This is a genomic window from Mycobacterium sp. SMC-19 (assembly GCF_045310815.1).
Taxonomy (GTDB): Bacteria; Actinomycetota; Actinomycetes; order Mycobacteriales; family Mycobacteriaceae; genus Mycobacterium.
This window is the reverse complement of record NZ_JBJIAM010000001.1, coordinates 796122-818427: the sequence shown is the minus strand read 5'-3', so window position 1 is coordinate 818427 and position 22306 is coordinate 796122. Positions and strand designations below refer to the sequence as shown.

The following is a 22306-nucleotide window of genomic DNA, read 5'->3' as shown; positions in this document are numbered from 1 at the left end:
ACCGTCCGGCGCCGCGCGTGGTAGGCATGACGCATTCTAGCAATTTGATCGATCGATCAGCGCTACGAGGTCGCGGCGCGAGCGAAAGGGCGTATCGGGCGATGGTGGATCTCGCGGCGGTGGACTACTTCTCCGACGAAACCGTCACCCAGGATCCCTACGCCTACTACGAATACCTGCGCGGATGCGGGCCGGTGTTCGCCGAGCCGCATCACGGCGTCGTGGCCGTCACCGGCTACGACGAGGTGCTCGCCGCCTTCAAAGACCACGACTCGTTCTCGGCGGTGAATGCCATCGGCGGACCTTTTCCCCCGCTGCCGTTCGAGCCCGAGGGCGACGACATCACCGAGCAGATCGAGGCACACCGGCACGAGTTCCCGATCTTCGAACACGTCGTGGTGATGGATCCGCCTGCGCATACCCGAGCGCGCTCGCTGCTGAGCGGGCTGCTGACCCCCAAGCGGCTGAAGGAGAACGAGGAGTTCATCTGGCAGCTGACCGATACGCAGCTCGACGAATTCATCGGCACGGGACGCTGCGAGTTCCTGTTCGACTACGCCAAACCGTATGCAACCCTGGCCATCACCGATCTGCTCGGGGTTCCCGAGGAGGATCGCGCCGAATTCCGCAGTGCGCTGGGTGCCGGGCATCGCGAGGGGCAACATGTCGGATCCCTTGACGGTACGCCGGTGGGACTCAATCCCCTGCGGTACCTCGACGAGAAGTTCAGCGGGTACCTCACCGAGCGGCGGCGGGAGCCTCGTGGCGACGTTCTCAGCACCCTGGCCGCCGCGACCTACCCCGACGGTTCCACGCCGGAACTGCTGGAGGTGGTTCACCCGGCCACCTTTCTGTTCGGCGCCGGTCAAGAGACCGTCACCAAGCTGCTGGGGGCGGCGGTGCAAACCCTGGGGGAGCGACCTGAGTTCCAGCAGACGCTGCGCGAGAACCCCGCACTGATCCCCGCATTCATCGAAGAGTCGCTGCGAATTCAGAGCCCCACCAAGATCGACTTTCGCCTTGCCCGCAAGACCACCACGCTGGGCGGGGTGCCGATCAAAGCCGGCACCGTGCTGATGCTCTGCCTGGGTGCGGCGAACCGTGATCCGCACAAGTTCTCCAACCCCGACGAGTTCCGGCTCGGCCGCAAGAACGTGCGGGAGCACATCGCCTTCGGCCGCGGCATCCACACCTGCGCTGGGGCTCCGCTGGCCCGGGTCGAGGGACGCATCACGGTTCACCGCATGCTGGACCGGATGCGCGACATCAGGATCAGCGAGTCTCACCACGGGCCCGCCGGACAGCGACGCTACTCCTACGAGCCCACCTTCCTGCTGCGCGGGCTCACAGAGCTGCACATTGAATTCGACCCGGTGGGCTAGCTCTCTGCGGCCCACTCCTGCGTAACGCGCTGCTTCTGCTCCTCGATCACCTGCATCAGTCGCGAAGCTTTCGCCCATCCGTAGTAGGCGCCGAAATGCAAAGCAACTTCGTCCATTTCGTCGAACGAGACGTCCCTGCTCTTCAGTGCGGCGTAGACGTGACTGAAGATCGGGTACGGCGCATCCTGGAACGCCACGCACGCCACGGTCACCAGGCGCCGCTGTTTCATGCCCAGCCCGGGCCGCAGCCACATCTCACCGAAGACGAAATTCAGAATGCCCGCACCCGAATACGGGTCGTCTCGGACCGGAGCGAAGGGCAGACAGTTGACGTCACGGAAGGCCTGCTCTCCGGCCCGTAGTCGCGCCTCGGGGTCACTGGGTGTGGCCAGCGGCAACAGCGGCGCCGCGGACGGCACCGGCTCGCCTTGTTCGGCATGGATGCGTGCCCACTGCTCGTCGACGACCATGTTGAACAGTGATGCCTTGGGCCAGCCCGAATACACCGCGAAATGCAGTACGGCTTCGCGCATCTCCTCGATCGTCACGTCGCCGTGGATCAGGGCGGCGTAGATATGGTCACGCAGCGGCTGCTCGGTGTCGGCGGCGGCAACGCATGGCAGCGCGACGAACCATCGATCCCGGCGGCTCAGGCCTGGCCGTTGCCAGATCTGCGCGAAGACGAAATCCAGCAGGGTTGCCGCCGCTGGCGTGGCGTCGGCGGGAACCGGCAGGTTCATCAGCTCGGCGAAGGCGTGGGCACCGGGCCCCGCCTCACCGCAGGGTGGCGCCGGCATCGACTTTGAATTCCAGTCCGGTCACGTGCCGGGACTCGTCGGAGACCAGGAACAGCACCGCGTTGCTGACGTCGCGCGCCTCGGTCATCACGATCGGCAAGGCGTTGCTGAAGATCGGTGCCAGATCCGAGCGGGTTTCGGCCAGCAGTCCGTGTAGCGCGTCCGGGCGCATCCCGGTCTCCACCCCGGTGGGGTGCACGGTGTTGACCCGAACATTCACCGCGGCAAGCTCATTGGCCAGCGCGCGGCTCATGCCGACGACGCCATGCTTGGACGCCGTATAGGGCGTGTGCAGTGGACTGCCCTTCAGCCCGGCCACCGAGCTGATGTTGACCAGGCTGCCGCCGCGGGAAACCAGGTGCGGCAGCGCCGCCGCGCAGGTGTTCCAGGTGCCGATCAGGTTCACATCGACAACGGTGCGCCACTGTGCCGAGGTGGTGGTGTCCCACGTCCCGGCGGTGATCACGCCGGCGTTGGCGATCGAGGCGTCCAGGCCGCCCAACTGGGCCACGCCCTCGGCGACCGCGGCGGTCAGGGCGGCTGCGTCGCGCACGTCCAGGACGTGGGTGATGGCCCGGCGGCCGTGCTGTCGCACCAATTCAGCGGTCTCGTCGAGATCTTCGGTGGTGGCCAGCGGATAGTCGACCTCGGGCAGCGATGCGCAGATGTCGACCAGGATCAGGTCGGCGCCCTCTTCGGCCAGGCGCACCGCGTGACTGCGCCCCATGCCGCGCGCGGCTCCGGTGACCAACACCCGTTTGCCGGTTACCCGCCCGGTCATAGCTTGTTGCAGAAGCCGGCGTCGACAGGGAACGTGACCCCGGTGACGTACTGGGCTGCGTCGGAGACCAGGTAGGCGATCGCGGCGCTGATGTCCTCGGGTTCGAGCATGCCGACCGGCATTGGATTCTGTAGATGCGGCCCTCCGTCGGGATAGTTCTCCAGAAAGGCCGTCATCGCCGGGTTCACCGCCATCATGGTGTTCACCGCGGTAGGGTGCACGGTATTGACCCGGATGCTGTGGGGGGCAAGAGCATTGGACAGGGTGCGCATCAGGCCGACAATGCCGTGCTTGGAGGCGGCGTAGCCAAGGCCGCCGCCTTGCATGCCGCCGAAGCCCTTCAGGCCGGCCGTGGAGCTGGTGAAGACGATCGAGCCGCCGCGGCCACCGGCTATCAGGTGCGGGATGGCGGCTTTGGCGGTGTGAAACGAACCGACCAGGTTGACGTCGAGGACGTCGGTCCACATCTGCAGGTCTTCGTCATCGGTCAGTTCGCGGAATGCCATCGCGGCGATACCGGCGTTGGCGCAGGCGATGTCCAAGCGGCCGAAGTGCTCCACGCCGGCATTCAGCGCCGCCTTCAGCGCCGGAAAGTCGCGGACGTCGGCAACTGAGGCGATCATTTTGCCGCCCTGGGCTTCCACCAGCGCAACGGTCTCGTCGAGTTCGTCGCGGGATCCCATGGGGTAGCCGTTGGAGGGGATGTCGGCACAGATGTCGACGCCGATGATGTCCGCGCCTTCGGCGGCCAGTCGCACCGCGTGACTGCGGCCCTGCCCGCGCGCCGCGCCGGTGATGAAAGCGACCTGTCCATTCAGGGAACCCATGCGGCTACGGTAACCTGGTTACTCATCGGCGGCAAGGGGTGATCGATGGACAGTGCGCAAGACCGGATCTTGGCCATCGTGGTCGAGATTCTCGAGACCGAAGGCTATGACGCGGTCCAGCTCAGGGAGGTCGCCCGACGCGCCCGGATGTCGCTGGCGACCATCTACAAGCGCTACGCCACCCGCGACGAACTGATCCTGGCGGCGCTGGACGCCTGGATGCAGCAGAACCGTTACTCGGGTATCGCCCCGCACGCCCGCGAGCCCGGCGAATCCCGGTATGCGGCGTTGATGAGCTTGTACCGCACCATCTTCGAGCCCTGGGAGCAGCACCCGGCGATGCTGACCGCCTACGTCCGGGCGAGGTCGGCTCCCGGTGGTGACGCCTTGGTTCGGCGGGGCCTGGATGCGGTGGGGCCCGCGATGCTGGCGGCAATGTCCGACGTCGACGACGACTTCATCGCCGACCTGGACGTCATCATCTCCAACCTGGTGCACGGGTTGTCCGCGCGGTTCGCCGCAGGCGAGATCGCCATCACCGAGATGCTTCCCAGCCTTGATCGGGCGGTGTACTGGCTCACCAGCGGGTATGAGCAGCAGCGCGGCCGCTAGCCGTTGGTGCCGCGACGTACGCTGACGCTATGGCCGACATCGAGTTCACCTCGGTCGCACCGATCATTCCCGTGCGAGACCTCGACGCTGCGCTGGACCGCTACCGCCGGCTCGGGTTCACCGTCAACCATTACGGCGGGCCGGCCCGGTACGGATTCGCCGACCGCGGCTCGGTTTCGCTGCACCTTTCCGAGTGGGCCGAACACGATCCGCTGCGCACGGCCGCAAGTGTGTATTTCTATGTCGACGACGCCGACGCGCTCTATGCGCAATGGTCGGCATCGGGCGTACCGGGCCGCTTTGTCGAACCGGTCGACACCGACTACCAGCTCAGGGAATTCGCCTACGTCGACCCCGAAGGCACCTTGCACCGCGTCGGCTCGCCACTGCCGGCGAAGGTCGTCAGCGCCAGCAGGGTGATCGCGGCGCCGGCGAAGCTGATCTTCGACTTCATCGCCGACCCGGCACGCCAGCCGCGCTGGGACGGCAACGCGAATCTGGCCGAAGCCGCATCCGGTCAACGGGTTCATGCCGTCGGGGACGTTTTCACCATGACGCTGACCATGGGAACGGTGCGGGAGAACCACGTGGTGGAGTTCGAGGAGGGACGCCGTATCGCCTGGCGCCCAGCGGCCCCCGGGTGTACGCCGCCGGGTCACCTGTGGCGGTGGGAGCTCGAGCCGCTCGGGCCGGCGCGCACTCGAGTCACCCACACCTACGACTGGTCGGAGCTAACCGACCCCAATCGTCTCGCCCGCGCCCGCGCCACCACCCCGGATAAGCTCGCGGCCTCGTTGTCCCGGCTTGCCGCGCTGGTCGAAGTCTCCTGAACTCGGGTACTCGGAGTTCAGCGGTTGTCGGCGAACGAGCGCAGCGCGTCGACCTGAGCGGGATCCAGTGAGGGACGGACGTTTTCGCGGGCCGCGGCGATATCTGCCACGGTGACGTCGGCGGCGTCGATACTGCGCCGCATCGCCGTCAGGGCGGCTTCGCGCAGCAGTGCCACGCAGTCCGCGGCGCTGTAGCCGTCCAGGTCCGCGGCCAGCGCGTCGAGGTCGACGTCGACGTGCAGCGGAACGGATTTCCCGGACACCCGCAGGATCTGGCGGCGGGCATCGGCATCCGGCGGTTCGACGAACACCAGCTTCTCCAACCGGCCCGGCCGGGTCAGGGCCGGGTCGATGAGCTCGGGACGGTTGGTGGCGCCGACCACCACCACGTCGCGCAGCGGGTTGACGCCGTCGAGCTCGGTGAGCAGCGCGGCCACCACTCGATCGGTCACCCCGGAGTCGAAGCTTTGACCGCGCCGCGGTGCCAGGGCGTCGATCTCGTCGAGGAACACCAGTGACGGCGCCGAATCGCGGGCGCGCTGGAACAGATCCCGCACCGCCCGCTCACTGCTGCCCACCCACTTGTCCATCAGCTCCGCGCCCTTGACGGAATGCACGCTGACTCGACCGGATCCCGCCAGGGCGCGCACCACGAAGGTCTTGCCGCAACCGGGCGGGCCGTAGAGCAGCACGCCGTGCGGCGGATCGACGCCCAGGCGGGTGAACGTGTCCGGGTGCTGCAGCGGCCACAGCACCGCTTCGGTCAGTGCCTGTTTGGTGGCCACCATGTCACCGACGTCGTCGAGGGTGACCGAGCCGACGGACACCTCTGCGGCCGCCGAGCGCGACAACGGCCGGATCACGCTGAGCGCACCGACCAGGTCATCCTGGGTGAGCGTGGGTCTCTCATCGTTGTCGCTGGCCCGCGACGCTGCCCGCAGTGCTGCCTCCCGAACCAGCGCGGCAAGGTCCGCGGCGACGAAACCCGGTGTGCGTTCGGCGATCTCGCCCAATGTCAGCTCCGCGGTGGGAACCGAGATGAGCAGGGTGGCCAGTAGTGCTGCCCGGGTCGCGCCGTCGGGCAGGCTCAGCCGGATCTCGCGATCGCACAGTTCCGGAGCCCGCAGCCGGGGATCGACATGGTCCGGCAGTGCCGAGGTCGCGATGAACGCCACCCCTTCGGTGGCCACGACGTTGCGCAGCTCGGCCAGGATCAGCGTCGCCACCGGTTCCGACGGTTCGGGCAACAACGTGTCGACATCGGCGATCAGCAGCACCCCGCCGTCGTCGCAGACCTGGGCCGCCGCGGAACGTACCGCGGCCAGCCGCTCGTCGGCGGCCAGCGCCCCGATCTCGGGTCCATCCAGCTCGATCAACCGCCGGCCCTCACACACCGCCCGGACCAGGGTCGTCTTGCCCACCCCGGCCGGACCCGACACCAGCACACCGAGATTCGTGCCCGCGCGCAGGGTTTTCAGCAGCTGCGGTTCGTCGAGCGCGAGCTTGAGCCATTCGGCGAGCTTGGCGGCCTGCGCCTCGCACCCCTTGAGCTCGTCGATGGCGATCCGGGCCGGGGCAGCCGGCTTGGCAACGGTCGCCACCGGGGCGGTGGGGGCGTTGCCAAAGGTGACCAGCGAGTTGGGCTGCACGCTGACCGGCCCGGCCGGGTCGACACCGGTGACCGTCAACAACTCCGAGGTCCAGCTGATGCCCACCGCCGACGCCAACGCGGAGGTGGCCGCCGACGTGGACGTGCCGGGGCCCAGGTCACGCGGCAGCAGGGAGACCGCATCGCCGACGGTCATCACCTTGCCCAGCAAAGCCTGGCGCAGCGTGGTGGGCGACAACGTCTGGGAGGCCAGGGTTGATCCGCTCAGCGTCACCGACCGGGCCCCGTAAACGGTCACCGCGGCCACGACGACCTGCGTGCCATCGCGCAGGCCGGCGTTGGACAGCGTCACATCGTCAAGCAGCGCCACACCGGCCGGGGCGTCCGGCCCCGTCAGCCCCGCCACTGCCGACGTCGTGCGAGAACCGGTCAGCGACACCGCATCCCACTCCCGGATGCCCAGGGCGGCAACGGCTTCGGGGTGCAGCCGGACTACGCCACGGCGGGCGTCGACGGCGGAGGTGTTGAGCCGGGCGATCAACGTCAGGTGCCGGGAGGTATCGACCCGGCGTTCTTCTTCGCGCTCTTGCGTGGAACCCACCCGGCCATTATCGGCATAGCACCGGGCGGCCTCCCCGGTAACAGGCGGATCGACCGGGCGGGTTTGATAGAGCCATGCGACCCGGCGTGCTGATTTCGGCGATCTGTGCGGTCGCCGTGCTGACCGTCCCGGCCCCGGCCGGGGCCGACGAGGCATCCCCGTTGTCCGACCTGGTGGACGCCGCCGCCCAGCGGCTCCAGGTCGCCGACGACGTGGCGGCGATCAAATGGCAGACCGGCGGCGCCATCGAGGACCCGGCCCGGGTCGGGCAGCAACTGGCGAAGCTGGCCGCCGACGCTGCCGGGAAAGACCTCGACCCCGACTACGTGCGGCGGATCTTCGCCGATCAGATCGCCGCGACCGAAGCCGCCGAGCACTACCGGTTCGCCCAATGGAAGCTGGACCCGGCGGCCGTCCCGTCAGCCCCCGAACTGGCGGCCTCGCGGGCGCGTATCGACGGCTTCAACCAGGTCATGCTGGCCCAGATCGGCCAGCGATGGGAGCTGCTGCACTCACCGGATTGCGCCGGACAACTCGGCGCGGCAACCCGAACCGTCAGCGACGCACGCCAGCTCGACGAGTTCTACCGGCGGGCGCTGTCGTCCGCGACGCAGGACTACTGCGCCCGGTAACCGCGCCGCTACCGACCCGGCTTGCGCAGCCGCAGCCGGGCCATCGACTGCCCACTGGGTCGACGGATGCCCCGCCGCACACCGGGACGGCGGCTCGGCTGCGCCCGGCGGATCGCCCGCCGCGCGGCGCGGCGCTCCCGGGGGGCGTCTTCCCACGCCTCCGGGTGTGCGGCAACCCAGCGCTGACTGCGGACCGAGAACGGAATGGTGCACAGGTACGCCCCGATCAGCACCAGCACCAGCACGTAGGGGAACAGGAACGCCGCCGCGGCCACCAGCGCCAGCACCGCCAGCAGTACCGCCGCCAGGTGCGGCGGCACCGACACGGCGTGCATCTTGCGCATCGGGATCCGGCTGACCAGCAGCATGGACGTGCCCACCACCCAGATGCAGGTGAACCATTGCGATGTCCACCATCCGTCGCCGAACTCCAGCTTGGCGGCCAGCAGGCCCATCAGGGTGATCGCACCGGCCGGGGCGGGCATGCCGACGAAGAACTCCCGGGTGTAGGCCGGCAGCGTGGCGTCGTCGAGCAGCGTGTTGAACCGGGCCAGCCGCAGTACCACGCACACCGCGTACAGCAGCACCACGATCCAGCCCGCCGGCTGCGTCGACAGCAGCGTCACATAGATCACCACCGCGGGAGCCACCCCGAAATCGACGGCGTCGGCCAGGGAATCGATCTCGGCGCCCATCCTCGACTCGGCGTCCAGGATGCGTGCCACCCGGCCGTCGAGGCCGTCGAGAATGGCGGCCGCGGCGATCAGTGCCATCGCGAGGTGCGGCTGCCCGTCCAGCGCGTACTTGATCGAGGTCAGGCCGGCGCAGATCGCCAGCACCGTCATGGAGCTGGGCAGTATGTGCAGACCCACCGGGCCCCGGCTCCGGGCCTGCTGGGCGGGACTCGTCATGACAGGTCGGCCAGGACGGTCTCGCCGGCGACCATGCGCTGGCCGACGCCGACCAGCGGCTGCGTTCCGACCGGCAGGTAGACGTCGAGGCGTGAACCGAATCGGATCAGCCCGTAGGTGTCACCGATCGCCAGATGATCACCGGGCCGGGTTTCACAGAGGATGCGGCGCGCCACCAGCCCGGCAACCTGCACGGCGATCACCTCGGCGCCGTCGGCGGTGCGGATCCGCACGCTGTTGCGCTCGTTGTCTTCGGCGGCTTCGGCGCGGTCCGCGGACCCGAACCGGCCGGCCCGGTGCAGCACCTCGATCACCTCACCGCCGATCGGAGCCCGTTGCACGTGGGCGTCGAAGACCGACATGAAGATGCTCACCCGCGGCAACGGAGTATCGGGCAGGTCCAGCTCCGGCGGCGGAGGTGCCGAATCGACCAGGCAGACCACACCATCGGCGGGGGCCACCACCACACCGGGACGGGTGGGGGGCACCCGGTGCGGATGCCGGAAGAACCCGGCGCAGGCGCCCGCGGCCAGCAGCCCGGCACCGCGCAGCCAAGGCTGTTTGCGGCCCAGCAGAGCCACGCCCAGCGCACTGCCGACGAACGGCAGCCCGGCACTGTGCATCGGCGGCACCGTCGAGCGCACCAGCTCGATCAGGTGCCGAAGACCGCCGGGATCATCTGCTGCGCGGGGGCGTCTGGCCATTGGGCCATCTTAGAAGCTGGGCGGTTCAGCCGGTGAGGTCCCAGACTTCCACCTCGGTGCCCACCGGCAGCTCGGTCACCTCGTCGGCGATGTCCAGGAGGCAGTTCGCCGACGCCAGGTAACGCAGATGGTGCGAGGCCGGGGGCCCGTAGTTGGTGACGGTCCCGGTTTCGTAGTCGAGCAGCCCGCGCCGGAACTGCCGCTTGCCGGCCGGCGACACCAGCTTTTCGCTCAAGATGGCGGTACGGCGCGGCCGATTCGGCTTGGGCAGGTCCATGGCGCGACGCAGCGCGGGGCGAACGAAGACCTCGAAGGAGACCTGGGCGCTGACCGGGTTGCCGGGCAGGGTGATGATGACCGCGTCGCCGACCCGCCCGATGCCCTGCGGCATCCCGGGCTGCATCGCCACCTTGACGAAGTGCACGCCCTGGTCGCCGTCACGGCCGAACACATCCTTGACCACCTCGTAGGCCCCCGCGCTGACCCCACCGCTGGTGATCACCAGGTCTACCGCCCCGTCGCGCACGCCATAGCGGTCGAGGACGTCGGTGAACGCGGCGGTGTCGTCGGCGACCGTCACGGCGGCCACCACCTCAGCGCCGGCATCACGCACCGCGGCGGACAACATCACCCCGTTGGATTCATAGATCTGACCGGGCGCCAGCGGCGTACCGGGTTTGACCAGTTCGGAACCGGTGGAGATCACCAGCACTCGCTGTCGGGGCCGCACCGTGAGCTGTGCCAGACCCAGCGCCGAGGCCAGGCCGGCCGCCGGCGCGCTGACGAGTTGCCCGGCCCAGAGCACGGTGGCGCCCTCGGCGACGTCGCCGCCGGCCCGGCGGATGTGGCGGCCCCGGTCGGTGGCCGCGCTGATCTGGACTGCGTCGGCGCCGCCGTCAGTGGCCTCGACGGGAATCACGCCGTCGGCGCCGTAAGGGATCGGCGCGCCGGTCATGATGCGGTGCGCGGTTCCTGGCGTCAGCGTGGGGATATCGGTGCGTCCGGCCGGAATGTCTTCGGTGACAGGCAATCTGACCGGCGTTTCGGGTGTCGCCGCGGCGATGTCGTCGGCGAGCACGGCGTAGCCGTCCATCCCGGAATTGTCGAAGACCGGCAGTGAGATCGGTGCGATCACGTCCGCGGCCAGTACCAGTCCCTCGGCATCGGCCAGTGCCACCGCTACCGGCGGTCGGGGCCGGATCAGATCGGCGACGGCCCGCTGGTGCTCTTCGACGGATCGCATCACGACAGTCTGACTCAGACCGGGAAGGTGATTCCTGTCAGCTCCTGCGAGACCGCCCACAACCGCTGCTGCAACTCGACTTCGTGCGCCTGCTTGCTGGCGTCCACCAGCTTGGGATATCCGCGCTGCTCGCCGATGCCGCTGGGACCGTAATACTGCCCGCCGGTCACCTCTGGGTCGGTGGCGGCGCGCAGCGTGGGCAATGCGCCCATCGCCGCACTCTGCACGACCAGGGGCGTCAGCAGGCGGTCTGCGGGACGCAGTAAGGGCGGCAGGTGCCGGGTCAGTTCGGTGTTGGCGGTGCCGGGATGCGCGGCGACGGCAATGGTCGAGCGGCGTTTGGCAGCCAGCCGGCGCTGCAGCTCGTAGGTGAACATCAAATTGGCCAGCTTGGACTGCCCGTAGGCGGCGATCCGGTTGTAGCCGTGTTCCCACTGCAGGTCGTCGAAGTGGATCGCGGCCATGATCCGGTGCGCCATGCTGGTGACGGTCACCACGCGAGACCGCTTGACCCGCAGCATCCGCGGCAGCAGCAGGCCGGTCAAAGCGAAATGCCCCAGATGGTTGACGCCGAACTGCAGCTCGAAGCCGTCGACGGTGTGCTGTTTGGGGGTGTACATGACGCCCGCGTTGTTGATCAGCAGATCGATGCGGGAGTGGGCGGCGCCCAGGGCCTCGGCGGCTTCGCGGACCGACGCCAACGAACTGAGATCGAGTTCCTGTACCTCGACGCGTGCCTGCGGGCTGGCGCTGTTGATCCGTTTCGCCGCCGCGTTGCCCTTCTCGACGTCGCGCACCGCCAGCACCACCAGTGCGCCGTGCCCGGCGAGTATCTCCGCGGTGTGATAACCGATTCCGGTGTTGGAGCCGGTGATTACCGCGACGCGGCCGGTTTGATCCGGCACGTCTTCCGCAGCCCATCTGTCCCGGCTACTCATGTGACAAACGATACTCAGGTGACGCGTCGTGCGCCGGATGGTTTTTCGCCGGTCCCGCGGTCGACGGTGCGACGCGGCCTGAGCCCTGACATCCTCTCCTACATGGCGCAGCACGAAGACGGGCCCACGGCGATCAGCCTGGTCGACCCCACCAATCCGCCCAGCTCCCGCGCGCCCTTGGCCTGGGCGCTGGTCGGTGCGGTGCCCTGGCTGTTTCTGGCCCTGCTGCAGCTGGGTTGGGCGATCGCCGATGAGCGGTTTGCCTGGCTGCACGTCACGGCTCTGGCGTTCACCGCGCTGGGGCTGGTGGTGTCGGCGGTGATCGCCCCGTTGTGGCGCTACCGGGTGCACCGGTGGGACGTCAGTGACCAGGCCGTGTTCACCCGCACCGGCTGGTTGGTGCAGGAGCGCCGGATCGCGCCGATCTCGCGGGTGCAGACCGTCGACACCTACCGGGGTCCGCTGGATCGGCTGCTGGGTTTGGCCAATGTGCGGGTCACCACCGCGTCGTCGGCGGGCGCGGTGCACATCGTGGCGCTGGATGCCGCCGTCGCCGACCGGATCGTGGCGCAACTGACCGACATTGCCGCGCTGGGTGCCGAGGACGCCACCTGAGCACTGCCGCCGATGCAGTCAGGGACGAATCCGGCGGGTAGCCACAACGATCAAGCGTTGGAACGAGCATTCCATCGAGCGATCACTTGGCCGGCGAACTCAAGCATCTGGTCAAGGGTGGGGAACATGGCGAAGGCATCCACGATCGCCTCATCGGCACCGGACCCGGCTAGGCGCTCGAGCTTGTCGGCCACAGTCTCAATGGACGTGCCCGGTTCGAGGTTGATCCGCATGGCCGACTTCAGCGCATCCGGATCGCGGCCGGCATCCTTCGCCGCACGGCGCGCAATCGACCACAGGTGGTCGGTGAGCTCGTCCTGTAGTCCCTCGACCCCGAGCCAGCCGGTGCCGATGCGGCCCACCCGGCGCATCGCGGCCTCGCTGGCACCGCCGATCCAGATGGGCGGACCGCCGACCTGCACCGGGCGCAGGTCGGCGTGCACCGGCGGCAGCGAGAAGAACTCGCTGTTCCAGGACACCGGGGTGGTCGTCCACCACTCGTGCAGGAACGCCAGCAGGTCATCGAGCATTTGCCCGCGGCGGCGCCAATTAGCGCTGCGGGCGATGTCGTGTTCGTCCTTCATCCACCCGATTCCCACGCCCACGTCAAGGCGGCCGTCGCTGAGCACGTCGAGCGTGGTCAGCATCCGGGCCAGGTGCGGCGGCTCGTAGTAGAACGTGCTGAGCGTGCTGGCATTCAGCCGAATCCGACTGGTCGCCGTGGCGGCGACCGTCCACAGCAGCACCGGATCCAGGTAGCGGGTCATCTGCGGCGGGTACGGCTGCTCTGTGCCCGGATAGGTGCTCTGCATATCGACCGGGGTGACCAGGCGGTCGCCGACCCACAGCGTGTCGTAGCCAAGGTCCTCGAGTCCGCGGCAGAACGCACTCAGACCGGCTGCGCTGCCGACAGCGGGGCCGACTATGGGGAGCGCGAAACCAAGCTTCATCGCAAATCCTTTCGGTGATTCATCAACCATTGTCTGGGTGCGTGCCGCCCCGGCTCATTTCATGGCTTGGACCGCGGTGCTGGGGCTCAGGCGGCAGGCGCGGCGCCGAGGGCGAAGTCGTAGTTCCCCACCCCGTGGCGTGCGAGGCCCATCATGACCAGGCCCGTTCCTTCCAGCCAGTGCGCCATGTTCAAGCCGCCGACGTCCAGCGGGCGCAACGTGAGGCTTTCGACGAACGCCGCCACGTCCGCCTTGGCGCGTGCGTCGTCGCCCGCGATGAAGACGTCGAGTGGCCGGCCCTGCGCCAGGACAACACCGAAGATGGTGTTGAAGGCCTTCACCACGCTGGCGCTTGCCGGCGCGGCCTTGGCAACTTCTTGGGCGATCGAGGTGTCCGCGGGGATGGCGAGCCCGTCGGCCGCGGGGTTGAAGGGGTTGCTGATCTCGACGATGACCTTGCCTGCGAGGGCGTCTCCGTACTGGGTGACGACCGGAACGACGTGGGCGTACAACAGGGACACGATGACGATGTCCCCGGCCGGAACGGCGCCGAACTCTCCGGTCGTGGTTCCGCCGCCGAGTGCCTGGGCCAGGTTGGCGGCTTTGGCCGGGTCGCGGCCGATGATCTCGACGGTGTTGCCGCCCGCTATAGCCAGCGCGCCGATGGTGCGGGCCATGTTCCCGGTGCCGATGATGCTGATGCTGCTCATGAGGTGTCCCGTCTATACTGAGGCTCGAATAGGTTGACCCTTCAACCTTAGGAACAGTTTGGTGACGTGTCAACAAATCGAGGAGGTGTGGAGGCTGATGGAACCGAACTGGCTGAACCCCCGTGAAGACCGTGCCTGGCGGGCCTTCGTGTACGCGCATCAACAGATCGAGGCTCACCTCAACCGGCGCCTGCAGAAATCAGGCCTGTCCGGGGCCGACTACGAGGTCCTGGCGGTGCTTTCGGCTCGCGACGAAGACCGCATGCCCGCCCATGCACTGTGCAAAGCATTGAGCTGGGAGAAGAGCCGTCTGTCCCATCAGGTGCGGCGCATGCAGAAAGACGGGCTGATCAGCCGGGAGCCCAACCCCGAGGACGCCCGCAGCACCATGGTCTGCCTGCTGCCGGCCGGCCGGGATGCGATCGAGAAGGCGGCGCCGGGGCACGTGGAGGACGTGCGCCGGAACTTCATCGACCTGTTTACCGAGGCTGAGCTCGACATGCTCGCCGCCCTCAACCAACGAGTCCTGCACCACCTGGCCGCCGACGACGATTCCTCGTAGCCCGCATCAGCCGTGAGCGATTCGCCCCCGCATGCCCGCTTGGCGGTCACTAGGCAACTCGTGCGGATACGGTTCCAAGCAGGACGCGGCGAGATGCCGACCCACAGGCGCATTATGCCGAGGCACGGAGAAGGCAGATGAACAGCACACCGCGCGCTGACCAATGGCAGCGCTTGAGTCCGCGGATGCTGCTGGTGCATCCGCTGCACGAAGTGCTGCGTGAACTGCCGCTGCTGATCGCGGTGGTGGTGTTCGGCTCGGCGACCGACAACCGGCCCTGGGTGCTGGCGGTGGTGTCGGTGATCGCTGTGGTGGGTGTGACGCGCTGGTTCACCACCACCTACCGCATCGAGCCCGACCCCGAGGCCGGCCGGGTCCAGCTGCGCTCAGGTCTGTTGCGCCGCAAGATGCTTTCGGTGCCCCGCAACCGGATTCGCTCGGTGGAGACCGACGCCCGGCTGTTGCACCGACTGCTGGGCCTGACGGTGTTACGGGTCAGCACGGGTCAGCACGCCGCCACGGACGGCGCCTTCGAGCTGAACGCGGTCGAGAGCGGCGAGGTCCCCCGGCTGCGCGCGACGCTGCTGGCCCACACCGGGCAGACCGCGCACGCTGCGACCGGATCGGCGCCCGCCCCTGCGACGGTACTGGCACGGTGGCGGCCATCGTGGTTGCGCTACAGCCCGCTGAGCCTTTCCGGGCTGGTGATGGTCGGGGCAGCGGTGGGCGCGCTGTACCAAAGCGGAGTCTGGGCGGCGCTGGAGGATTCGCCGGTGAGCCGGTCTTGGCTTCAGGCCGCCGAACAGTTCGGCGTCCAGCAGAGCCTGACGCTCATCGCTGCCCTGCTGGTGGTGGTCTCCATGCTGCTGGCGGTGCTGCGGTCTTTGGTGACCTACGGAAACCTGGTGCTGTCCCGCAGTTCCGGGGCGGGCGGCGACCTCTTGGCGTTGAGCTACGGCCTGCTGCGGGTGCGCGAGCACAACTACGACATGCGCCGGCTGCGCGGCGGAACGCTGCGCCGGCCGTTGTTGGTGCGGTTGTTCGGTGGCGCGCGGCTGGACGCGGCGATGACCGGGGTCAACGGGGAAGGTGAGTCGTCGATCCTGCTGCCGCCCTGCCCGCGGGCCACCGCCGAGGGAGTCTTGACCGGGTTGGTCGCCGACCCCCTGGTGGTCACCGGCCCGCTGCGCAGGCACGGCCCGGCGGCGACTCGCCGGCGCTGGACTCGGGCGCTGCTGCTGCCGGTGGCTGTAGGGGCCGCGCTGGCGATCGCGACGGTGTTTGTTGAGCTACCGCAGTGGTGCTGGCCGGCCTGGGTGGTGATGACTCTGGGTGCCGCGCTGCTGGCCGTCGACCGGGTGCGCGCCCTGGGGCATCGCGTCGACGCGCACTGGCTGTCGGCCCGCACCGGCAGCTGGGAACAGCGCCGCTACTGCATCGCCACCGCGGGCATCGTCGGATGGACGGTGCGCCAGAGCTGGTTTCAGCGCCGCGCCGGGGTGGCCACCCTGATCGCCGCCACCGCCGCCGGGGTCAAGGCCTACCGGGTGATCGATGTGCCGCAGGAGTGGGCGTGGTCGGTGGCTGCGCAGGCGTCCCCGTGGGTGGCAAACAGTCGCTGGACGCGACAGCGCTGAGTGTTGTGGCGGCCGGCGCCGCAATTACTCGGACCCGGATGCTGCAATAGTGGAATCTTAGAACCGACTAGTAAATAGTCGTCCATGGCAATTTCCCTGGATTGGGCCACGAATGGGTTGTATTCACGATTCGTTGCCGCCGGCGAGCGGCGGTGCGCAGCCTGTGAGGGGTCAAATACCGCCTTTACGTGGGGATTTGGTGCGATAAGCGCCCCTGTTTGACACTGACTGGCTGATCGCCATCAGGATTTTCTATCGATTTTTCAGAAATGACATTCATCACGCCTAACTTCGCTTATGCTCCGAAACTAAGGGAAAGCTGAGTTGTACTTAGCGAAAGGGGTGGAGAAATGGGTGTTCGGCAACGTGGTGTGAGGAATGGTCGGGTGGGGACACGCCGACGCGAGCGTGCGGTGGGTGCCGCCGCCTCGGTCGGGGCGTTCTTGGCATTGGGGTTGGGGCCGTTGGCGTCGGCTCCAGCGGCCAACGCGGACTTTGAGGATCTGTTCACCGATCTGTTTGATCCCAGCGCGTGGGGCAATCTGTCGGGCGATTTCGACAGTCTGTTCACCGGTTCGGACTGGGGCCTTGGTGCGGCTGACGCGTCCGGGGCTGAGCTGGCCCAGATGTGGGACACCTACTTCTATGCGCCGCTGCACGACAGTTTGCAGGCCTGGATCGACTCTGACTTCGGGTCGCAGGTAAACGGTGTGATCAACCAGATGTTCGCGCCCTTCACCGAGGGCTTCTGCGGGATGATCTGCAACGGCGTCGACGGCACCGAGGCCGACCCCGACGGCGGCAACGGTGGCCTCTGGTTCGGCGACGGCGGCGACGGCTGGTCGTCGACCCTCGACGAGGTGGCCGGCGGCAACGGTGGGCACGCCGGTGGGATCGGCGACGGCGGCGACGGCGGTGCCGGCGGCCTGGGTGCCGACGGCGGCCAGGGCGGCCATGGCGGTGAGATGTGGGGTAACGGCGGCGACGGCGGGGCTGGAGGTAACGCAACGGCGACGCTGACCGCAGGTAACGGCGGCAACGGTGGGTCGTCGGGTCAGGCCCAGGACTTCTTCGGCATGGGCGCGCTGGGTAACGGCGGCAACGGCGGTGTCGGCGGCGCGGGTTACACCGGTGCGGCCGGGTCGTTCGCCAACGGTGGTGCCGGCAACGGCGGCAATGGCACCAACGGCGGCAACGGCGGTAACGGTGGGGCCGGTTCGTCGATCCTGGGCATCGGCGGCAATGGCGGTACCGGCGGTGCGGCCGGTAACGGTGGCGCGGGGGCCACCGGCACCGCCGCCAACATCAACGGTGGCGCGGGCGGCAACGGTGCGGCCCCGGGCACCGGCGGCAAGGGCGGCACGGGAGCCAGCTTCTTGGGTGGCAGCGGCACTGACGGCGCCCGCGGCGGTGGCGGTAACGGTGGCGACGGCGGTAACGGCTATGACGCGGCCGCCGATGCCAATGCGTTGGCCGGTGCGGTCGGAGGCAACGGTGGCGCCGCTGGCGACGGCGGGGCGTACGGCAACGGTGGCAACGGCGGCGCCGGTGGCAACGGCGCGAACGGTGCCGTGGGTACGGCGGGCACCGCCACCGACATCAACGGCGGCAACGGTTCCGGTGGTGGTATCGGTGGCAACGGCGGTAGTGGTGGCGCCGGCGGAACCAACGCCGGTAACGCCGGTGCCGGTGGCGCTGGCGGCGCCGGTGGTAACGGTGGTAACGGCGGTGCCGGTGTTGAGGGCACCGATGGCGCCGACGCCGAGGCCGGTACTGGCGGCGACGGCGGTAACGGCACCGACGGTGGCAGCGGCGGCAACGGTGGGTCCGGCGCCAACGGCGGTGCGGGCGGTGCCGGTGGGGTGGCGCAGGCCGACGGCTACAGCGACGGTGCCGCCGGTGCGGGCGGCGTCGGCGGTAACGGCGGAGCGGCGGGCAACGCCGGTGACGGCGGTGACGGCGGAGCCGGCGCGGCCGGCGGAACCGGGACCACTGCCGGCAGCGGCGGCAACGGCGGCAACGCCGGAGACGCCGGTACCGCGGGCGGCGCCGGCACGGGCGGGAGCAGCGGTGACGGCAGCGCCACTGCGGCCAACGGCACCGCCGGTGCGGCGGCCACCGGAGTCGGCAACGGCGGCAACGGTGGTGCGGGCGCGAACGGCCAAGTGGTCACCACCGGTGGCGGCGACATCGCCCAGGACGGCGGCAACGGCGGCGCCGGCGGGGCTGCGGGCGCGGTCGGCAACGGCGGTAGGGGTGGCGCCGGCGGCGCCGGCGTGGACGGCACCGGCGGCAATCCGCCGGCCCAGAACATTCCGCCGGCGGCCGGTGACGGCACCGACGTGCCGGACAGCACCGGTGGTGGCGGGCAAGCCGCCAACGGTGGCGACGCCAGCGATGGAACCACGGCCGGACAGGCCGGCGGTACCGGTGGGCGCGGCGGCACGGTCTTCGATCCCGAAAGCAACACCACCGGCGGCAACGGCGGGTCCGGCGGGTCCGGTGGCCTAGGCGCAGTCGGCGGTGACGGCGGAGGCGGCGGCACGGTATTCGGTGGCGGAGCCGGTGCCGACGGCAACGGCGGGACTGGCGGTGACGGCGGTGACGGCGGGGCCGGCGGTGCGGGCGGCAACGGTGGGGTCGGCGGTAACGGCGACGTCGGCGGCAACGGCACCGGTGGCAACGGTGGCAACGGCGGCCACGGCGGCACCGGGGCCGCGGGTGGTAACGGTGGCAACGGTGGCTACGGCGACACCGATGGTGCCGGCGGCGGCACCGACGCCACCGGTGGTGGCGGCGGCAACGGCGGTGACGGTGGCAACGGCGCCAGCGGCACCAGCGGAAGCAACGGCGGGGCCGGTGGCGCCGGCGGGGCCGGCGGCACTGTGAGTGGTGTCGGCGGTGACGGTGGCGTCGGTGGTGCCGGCGGTAGCGGCGCCGACGGTGACGTCGGTGGTGGCGGCGGGAACGGCGGCACCGGTGGCGTGGCCAGCAATGGAGAGGTGTCCACCGGCGGTAACGGCGGCGACGGCGGTAACGGCGGCGACGGCGGTAACGGTGGTAACGGCGGCAATGGCGGTACCGGCGGGACCGCGGGTACCGGCGCCGACGGCGCGGGAACCGCGGGCGCTGGTGGGGCTGCGGGTACGGCCGGCACCGGCGCGGCCGGCGGCGACGCGGGTACGGGTGGGGCCGGCGGCACCGCGGCCAGCCCGGGCGGCACCACCATCGTCGACGGCACGGCCGGAAATGACGGCACCGCCGGCGGTCACGGCACCGACGGAACCGCCGGAACCGCAGGCCAGGCCGGCGGTCAGCCCTGACCCGAGGGTCGACGGGCTTCAGCTGGCCGAGGCAAAGGTCCCCCAGATCACCCGATCTGGGGGGCTTTTGCGTCTACTGGGCGCACGCCGGCCGCATCGACTGTGCGGATTGGTCGGCGAAATCAGCGGATCAGCAACGAAACCGCACACTCGGCGGGGCGGGGGAGGCGTCAGTCGAGAGCTACGACTCGCGATTGAGCTGCCGGATGGCCACGATCCGCGCCCGCAGCTGATCCGACGTCGCCGCCGCCACCGGGGGGCCGCCACAACGCCGCCGCAGCTCGTTGTGGATCCAGCCGTGCGGCTTGCCCAGGCGATGATGGGCCGCCGACACCAGCGCGTTGAGCTCGTGGCGCAGCTCGCGCAGCTGCCCGTGCGTGGTCACCGGCACCGGAACCCCGCCGTCGTTGACTGCCTTGGACCGCCGATCCAGCTGCTCTTCCTGGCGCTGACGCAGCAGGTCACGCATCTGGTTGGCGTCCAGCAACCCGGGGATACCCAGGTAGTCGGCCTCTTCGTCGCTGCCGGCCGGGGTGGCGGTGCCGAACGAGGCGCCGTCGAAGATCACCTGGTCCAGCTCGGCGTCGGCCCCCAACGACTCGAACTTGTTCTCCATCTCCGACGGCTCGTCGCGCCGGCGCTCGGCCTCGGCGAACTCGTCGCGTTCGGATTCCCGGTGTGGCTTGCCCAACACGTGGTTGCGCTGCTGTTCCAGCTCGCTGGCCAGGCCCAGCAGTGACGGAACCGACGGCAAGAAGATGCTGGCGGTTTCGCCGGGCCGCCGTGACCGCACGAACCGGCCGATCGCCTGCGCGAAGAACAACGGGGTGGAGGCACTGGTGGCGTAGACCCCGACTGCCAGCCGGGGCACGTCGACACCCTCGGAGACCATCCGCACCGCCACCAGCCAAGGGCTGGTGGCCGCGGAGAACTGTGCGATCTTGTCCGACGCGCTGGGATCGTCGGAGAGCACCACGGTGGGTTCCTCGCCGGTGTGCCGTTTCAGCAGCACCGCGTAGGCGCGGGCCGCCTTCTGGTCGGTGGCGATGATCATGCCGCCGGCATCGGCCATGCCGCCGTCGCGCAGCTGGCGCAGCCGGGTGTGCGCGGCGGTGATCACCGCCGGCATCCATTCCCCGGCCGGGTCCAGCGCGGTGCGCCACGCTCGGGCAGTGTGCTCGGCGGTCAGCGGCTCACCGAGGCGGGCCGCGTGCTCCTCGCCGGCGCTGTCACGCCAGCGGGCCTCGCCCGAGTAGGCCATGAACACCACCGGGCGCACCACGCCGTCGGCCAGCGCATCGGTGTAGCCGTAGCTGTCGTCGGCCACCGAGCGCAGATGGCCGGCGCCGTCGGGCTCGTAATTGACGAACGGGATGGGGCTGTCGTCGCTGCGGAACGGGGTCCCGGTCAGCGCCAGCCGGCGGGTGGCATCGTCGAACGCCTCGCGGATGCCGTCGCCCCAGCTTTTGGCGTCGCCGCCGTGGTGGATCTCGTCGAAGATCACCAGGGTTTTCGCGGCCTCGGTACGCACCCGGTGCCGGGTGGGGTGGCTGGCCACCTGCGCGTAGGTGACGACCACGCCGTGGTACTCCGAGCTGGTCTGCGAGTCGGAGTTGGAGAACCGCGGATCGAGCGCGATGCCGTGGGAGGCAGCCGCTGAGGCCCACTGCACCTTGAGGTGTTCGGTGGGCACCACGATGGTGATCCGCTCGACGGTGCGGTCGGCGAGCAGCTCGGCGACGATGCGCAGCGCGAACGTCGTCTTACCGGCGCCGGGGGTGGCCACCATCAGGAAATCTCGCGGCTTGGCGGTCAGATAGCGCACCAGAGCCCGGCGTTGCCAGCCCCGCAAAGCCCGGGTGCTGGGCGCTGCTTCAGCCCGCACCCGGTCTCCTATCTGATCGAGATGCAGTCTAGGGCAAGCCGATAGGATCGTTGGCGTGTCCACCCCGCGTGAGCCGGAATCCATTCGTGTCGAGCGGCTCCGCGACGCGCAGGCCAAGGCCGGGGCGCTGTTCGACGAGATCGAGCGTCGCGGCATGGTCCGCCCCGGAGTCGGCGAGCGGCAGCTCTCCGATGAGATCCGGGACCTGGCCGCCGACATGTTCGGGGTCACGAGGCACTGGCATCGGCGGGTGGTGCGGGCCGGGGAGAACAGCCTGTTGCCGTTTCACGCCGACCCGCCTGACCGTGTCATGGCCGACGACGACATCGCCTACCTCGATCTGGGGCCGATCTTCGAAGAGTGGGAGGCCGACTTCGGCCGCACCTTCGTGCTCGGCGACGACCCGGACAAACTGGCGCTGCGTGACGCGCTGCCTGGGGTGTGGCGTGCGGGTCGCGCCTTCTTCGAGGCGCACGCCGACATCACCGGCACCCAGCTGTTCGAACACGTCGTCGGCCTGGCCCAGGATGCGGGCTTCGAGTTCGGCGCTCCCATCGCCGGGCACCTGCTCGGGGAGTTTCCGCACAAGAAGATCTCCGGTGACGACGCCCGGTTCTACGTCGCGCCCGGATCCGACGAACCGATGCGCCGGACCGATCCCACCGGCCGGGTCTGTCACTGGATCCTGGAGGTACACCTGGTGAACCGGGCCCGTGGGTTCGGCGGCTTCTACGAGCAGCTGCTCGACGTGGCGTGA

Annotated in this window: 20 protein-coding genes and 1 pseudogene; 10 read left to right on the top strand and 11 right to left on the bottom strand. The window is 69.3% G+C overall.

The features are described 5' to 3' along the window. Window positions 1–101 precede the first annotated feature (101 nt). On the top strand, window positions 102–1382 hold the full coding sequence (locus ACJH5R_RS03930) for a cytochrome P450 (RefSeq protein ID WP_406781347.1): 1281 nt from the start codon (window positions 102–104) through the stop codon (window positions 1380–1382). Here the strand turns inward: ACJH5R_RS03930 and ACJH5R_RS03925 are convergent. Genes ACJH5R_RS03925 through ACJH5R_RS03915 form a run of 3 tightly spaced genes read right to left on the bottom strand, consistent with a single transcriptional unit; the run spans window position 1379 to window position 3787 of the window. Next, window positions 1379–2179, bottom strand: coding sequence for a carboxymuconolactone decarboxylase family protein (locus ACJH5R_RS03925; RefSeq protein WP_406756510.1), 801 nt, complete (start codon window positions 2177–2179; stop codon window positions 1379–1381). The genes ACJH5R_RS03930 and ACJH5R_RS03925 overlap by 4 nt on opposite strands. After that, window positions 2157–2960 carry a mycofactocin-coupled SDR family oxidoreductase gene (locus ACJH5R_RS03920; protein ID WP_406756509.1) on the bottom strand — a complete coding sequence of 268 codons (804 nt, stop codon included), beginning with the start codon at window positions 2958–2960 and terminating at the stop codon, window positions 2157–2159. The genes ACJH5R_RS03925 and ACJH5R_RS03920 overlap by 23 nt, the downstream gene beginning before the upstream one ends. Continuing rightward, complete coding sequence (locus ACJH5R_RS03915; RefSeq protein ID WP_406756508.1) at window positions 2957–3787, bottom strand: mycofactocin-coupled SDR family oxidoreductase; 831 nt, start codon at window positions 3785–3787, stop codon at window positions 2957–2959. The genes ACJH5R_RS03920 and ACJH5R_RS03915 overlap by 4 nt, the downstream gene beginning before the upstream one ends. Before the next feature lie 45 nt (window positions 3788–3832). On the opposite strand from ACJH5R_RS03915, the gene ACJH5R_RS03910 reads away from it, so the two are divergent. The 3 genes and pseudogenes from ACJH5R_RS03910 (at window position 3833) to ACJH5R_RS03900 (ending at window position 5229) form a co-directional block, all read left to right on the top strand. Next, on the top strand, window positions 3833–4399 hold the full coding sequence (locus tag ACJH5R_RS03910) for a TetR family transcriptional regulator (RefSeq protein ID WP_406756507.1): 567 nt from the start codon (window positions 3833–3835) through the stop codon (window positions 4397–4399). Window positions 4400–4437: 38 nt separating this feature from the next. After that, a pseudogene (locus tag ACJH5R_RS03905) lies at window positions 4438–4785 on the top strand (bleomycin resistance protein); the annotation flags it as partial. Next, window positions 4786–5229 carry an SRPBCC family protein gene (locus ACJH5R_RS03900; RefSeq protein ID WP_406756584.1) on the top strand — a complete coding sequence of 148 codons (444 nt, stop codon included), beginning with the start codon at window positions 4786–4788 and terminating at the stop codon, window positions 5227–5229. A gap of 17 nt (window positions 5230–5246) precedes the next feature. Here ACJH5R_RS03900 and ACJH5R_RS03895 read toward each other — a convergent pair whose 3' ends face one another. Continuing rightward, on the bottom strand, window positions 5247–7439 hold the full coding sequence (locus tag ACJH5R_RS03895; RefSeq protein ID WP_406756506.1) for an AAA family ATPase: 2193 nt from the start codon (window positions 7437–7439) through the stop codon (window positions 5247–5249). Window positions 7440–7513: 74 nt separating this feature from the next. Here ACJH5R_RS03895 and ACJH5R_RS03890 point away from each other — a divergent pair, with 74 nt between their 5' ends. Then, window positions 7514–8071: a chorismate mutase gene (locus tag ACJH5R_RS03890; RefSeq protein ID WP_406756505.1), complete on the top strand. Its 558-nt coding sequence runs from the start codon at window positions 7514–7516 to the stop codon at window positions 8069–8071. Window positions 8072–8079: 8 nt separating this feature from the next. Here ACJH5R_RS03890 and pssA read toward each other — a convergent pair whose 3' ends face one another. Genes pssA through ACJH5R_RS03870 form a run of 4 tightly spaced genes read right to left on the bottom strand, consistent with a single transcriptional unit; the run spans window position 8080 to window position 11867 of the window. Then, entirely contained in the window at window positions 8080–8982 is a 903-nt protein-coding gene (gene pssA / locus ACJH5R_RS03885) for a CDP-diacylglycerol--serine O-phosphatidyltransferase (protein WP_406756504.1), read from the bottom strand. Then, window positions 8979–9686 (bottom strand): phosphatidylserine decarboxylase, encoded by a 708-nt coding sequence (locus tag ACJH5R_RS03880; RefSeq protein ID WP_406781346.1) that lies wholly within the window; start codon window positions 9684–9686, stop codon window positions 8979–8981. Before ACJH5R_RS03880 ends, pssA begins: the two co-directional genes overlap by 4 nt. 25 nt (window positions 9687–9711) lie before the next feature. Further along, a complete protein-coding gene (glp, locus tag ACJH5R_RS03875; protein ID WP_406781345.1) occupies window positions 9712–10929 on the bottom strand; it encodes a gephyrin-like molybdotransferase Glp in 1218 nt (405 codons plus the stop codon). Between the two features lie 14 nt (window positions 10930–10943). Beyond that, window positions 10944–11867 (bottom strand): SDR family NAD(P)-dependent oxidoreductase, encoded by a 924-nt coding sequence (locus ACJH5R_RS03870; protein WP_406781344.1) that lies wholly within the window; start codon window positions 11865–11867, stop codon window positions 10944–10946. A gap of 102 nt (window positions 11868–11969) precedes the next feature. Here ACJH5R_RS03870 and ACJH5R_RS03865 point away from each other — a divergent pair, with 102 nt between their 5' ends. Continuing rightward, window positions 11970–12482, top strand: a complete 513-nt coding sequence (locus ACJH5R_RS03865) for a PH domain-containing protein (protein ID WP_406781343.1) — start codon at window positions 11970–11972, stop codon at window positions 12480–12482. Window positions 12483–12532: 50 nt separating this feature from the next. On the opposite strand, the gene ACJH5R_RS03860 is transcribed toward ACJH5R_RS03865, so the two are convergent. Further along, on the bottom strand, window positions 12533–13432 hold the full coding sequence (locus tag ACJH5R_RS03860) for a TIGR03619 family F420-dependent LLM class oxidoreductase (protein WP_406756499.1): 900 nt from the start codon (window positions 13430–13432) through the stop codon (window positions 12533–12535). Window positions 13433–13518: 86 nt separating this feature from the next. Further along, window positions 13519–14142, bottom strand: a complete 624-nt coding sequence (locus ACJH5R_RS03855) for an NADPH-dependent F420 reductase (protein WP_406756498.1) — start codon at window positions 14140–14142, stop codon at window positions 13519–13521. A gap of 97 nt (window positions 14143–14239) precedes the next feature. Here ACJH5R_RS03855 and ACJH5R_RS03850 point away from each other — a divergent pair, with 97 nt between their 5' ends. The 3 genes from ACJH5R_RS03850 to ACJH5R_RS03840 all read left to right on the top strand — a co-directional run bounded on the left by ACJH5R_RS03850 (window position 14240) and on the right by ACJH5R_RS03840 (window position 19664). Then, window positions 14240–14704: a MarR family winged helix-turn-helix transcriptional regulator gene (locus ACJH5R_RS03850; protein ID WP_406781342.1), complete on the top strand. Its 465-nt coding sequence runs from the start codon at window positions 14240–14242 to the stop codon at window positions 14702–14704. A gap of 137 nt (window positions 14705–14841) precedes the next feature. Beyond that, window positions 14842–16341, top strand: coding sequence for a PH domain-containing protein (locus ACJH5R_RS03845; RefSeq protein ID WP_406781341.1), 1500 nt, complete (start codon window positions 14842–14844; stop codon window positions 16339–16341). Window positions 16342–16727: 386 nt separating this feature from the next. After that, a complete protein-coding gene (locus ACJH5R_RS03840) occupies window positions 16728–19664 on the top strand; it encodes a PGRS repeat-containing protein (RefSeq protein ID WP_406781340.1) in 2937 nt (978 codons plus the stop codon). 181 nt (window positions 19665–19845) lie between these two features. On the opposite strand, the gene ACJH5R_RS03835 is transcribed toward ACJH5R_RS03840, so the two are convergent. Then, window positions 19846–21549 carry a DEAD/DEAH box helicase gene (locus ACJH5R_RS03835; protein ID WP_406781339.1) on the bottom strand — a complete coding sequence of 568 codons (1704 nt, stop codon included), beginning with the start codon at window positions 21547–21549 and terminating at the stop codon, window positions 19846–19848. Between the two features lie 55 nt (window positions 21550–21604). Between ACJH5R_RS03835 and ACJH5R_RS03830 the strand changes: the two genes are divergently transcribed. Continuing rightward, the gene (locus tag ACJH5R_RS03830; RefSeq protein ID WP_406781338.1) at window positions 21605–22306 is read left to right on the top strand and encodes a M24 family metallopeptidase; all 702 of its coding nucleotides are present in this window, start codon (window positions 21605–21607) and stop codon (window positions 22304–22306) included.

Coding starts and splice junctions, on each gene's coding strand:
- ACJH5R_RS03930 (WP_406781347.1), top strand. CDS start 102: ATGGTGGATCTCGCGGCGGTGGACTACTTCTCCGACGAAACCGTCACC.
- ACJH5R_RS03925 (WP_406756510.1), bottom strand. CDS start 2,179: ATGCCGGCGCCACCCTGCGGTGAGGCGGGGCCCGGTGCCCACGCCTTC.
- ACJH5R_RS03920 (WP_406756509.1), bottom strand. CDS start 2,960: ATGACCGGGCGGGTAACCGGCAAACGGGTGTTGGTCACCGGAGCCGCG.
- ACJH5R_RS03915 (WP_406756508.1), bottom strand. CDS start 3,787: ATGGGTTCCCTGAATGGACAGGTCGCTTTCATCACCGGCGCGGCGCGC.
- ACJH5R_RS03910 (WP_406756507.1), top strand. CDS start 3,833: ATGGACAGTGCGCAAGACCGGATCTTGGCCATCGTGGTCGAGATTCTC.
- ACJH5R_RS03890 (WP_406756505.1), top strand. CDS start 7,514: ATGCGACCCGGCGTGCTGATTTCGGCGATCTGTGCGGTCGCCGTGCTG.
- pssA (WP_406756504.1), bottom strand. CDS start 8,982: ATGACGAGTCCCGCCCAGCAGGCCCGGAGCCGGGGCCCGGTGGGTCTG.
- ACJH5R_RS03880 (WP_406781346.1), bottom strand. CDS start 9,686: ATGGCCAGACGCCCCCGCGCAGCAGATGATCCCGGCGGTCTTCGGCAC.
- glp (WP_406781345.1), bottom strand. CDS start 10,929: ATGCGATCCGTCGAAGAGCACCAGCGGGCCGTCGCCGATCTGATCCGG.
- ACJH5R_RS03870 (WP_406781344.1), bottom strand. CDS start 11,867: ATGAGTAGCCGGGACAGATGGGCTGCGGAAGACGTGCCGGATCAAACC.
- ACJH5R_RS03865 (WP_406781343.1), top strand. CDS start 11,970: ATGGCGCAGCACGAAGACGGGCCCACGGCGATCAGCCTGGTCGACCCC.
- ACJH5R_RS03860 (WP_406756499.1), bottom strand. CDS start 13,432: ATGAAGCTTGGTTTCGCGCTCCCCATAGTCGGCCCCGCTGTCGGCAGC.
- ACJH5R_RS03855 (WP_406756498.1), bottom strand. CDS start 14,142: ATGAGCAGCATCAGCATCATCGGCACCGGGAACATGGCCCGCACCATC.
- ACJH5R_RS03850 (WP_406781342.1), top strand. CDS start 14,240: ATGGAACCGAACTGGCTGAACCCCCGTGAAGACCGTGCCTGGCGGGCC.
- ACJH5R_RS03845 (WP_406781341.1), top strand. CDS start 14,842: ATGAACAGCACACCGCGCGCTGACCAATGGCAGCGCTTGAGTCCGCGG.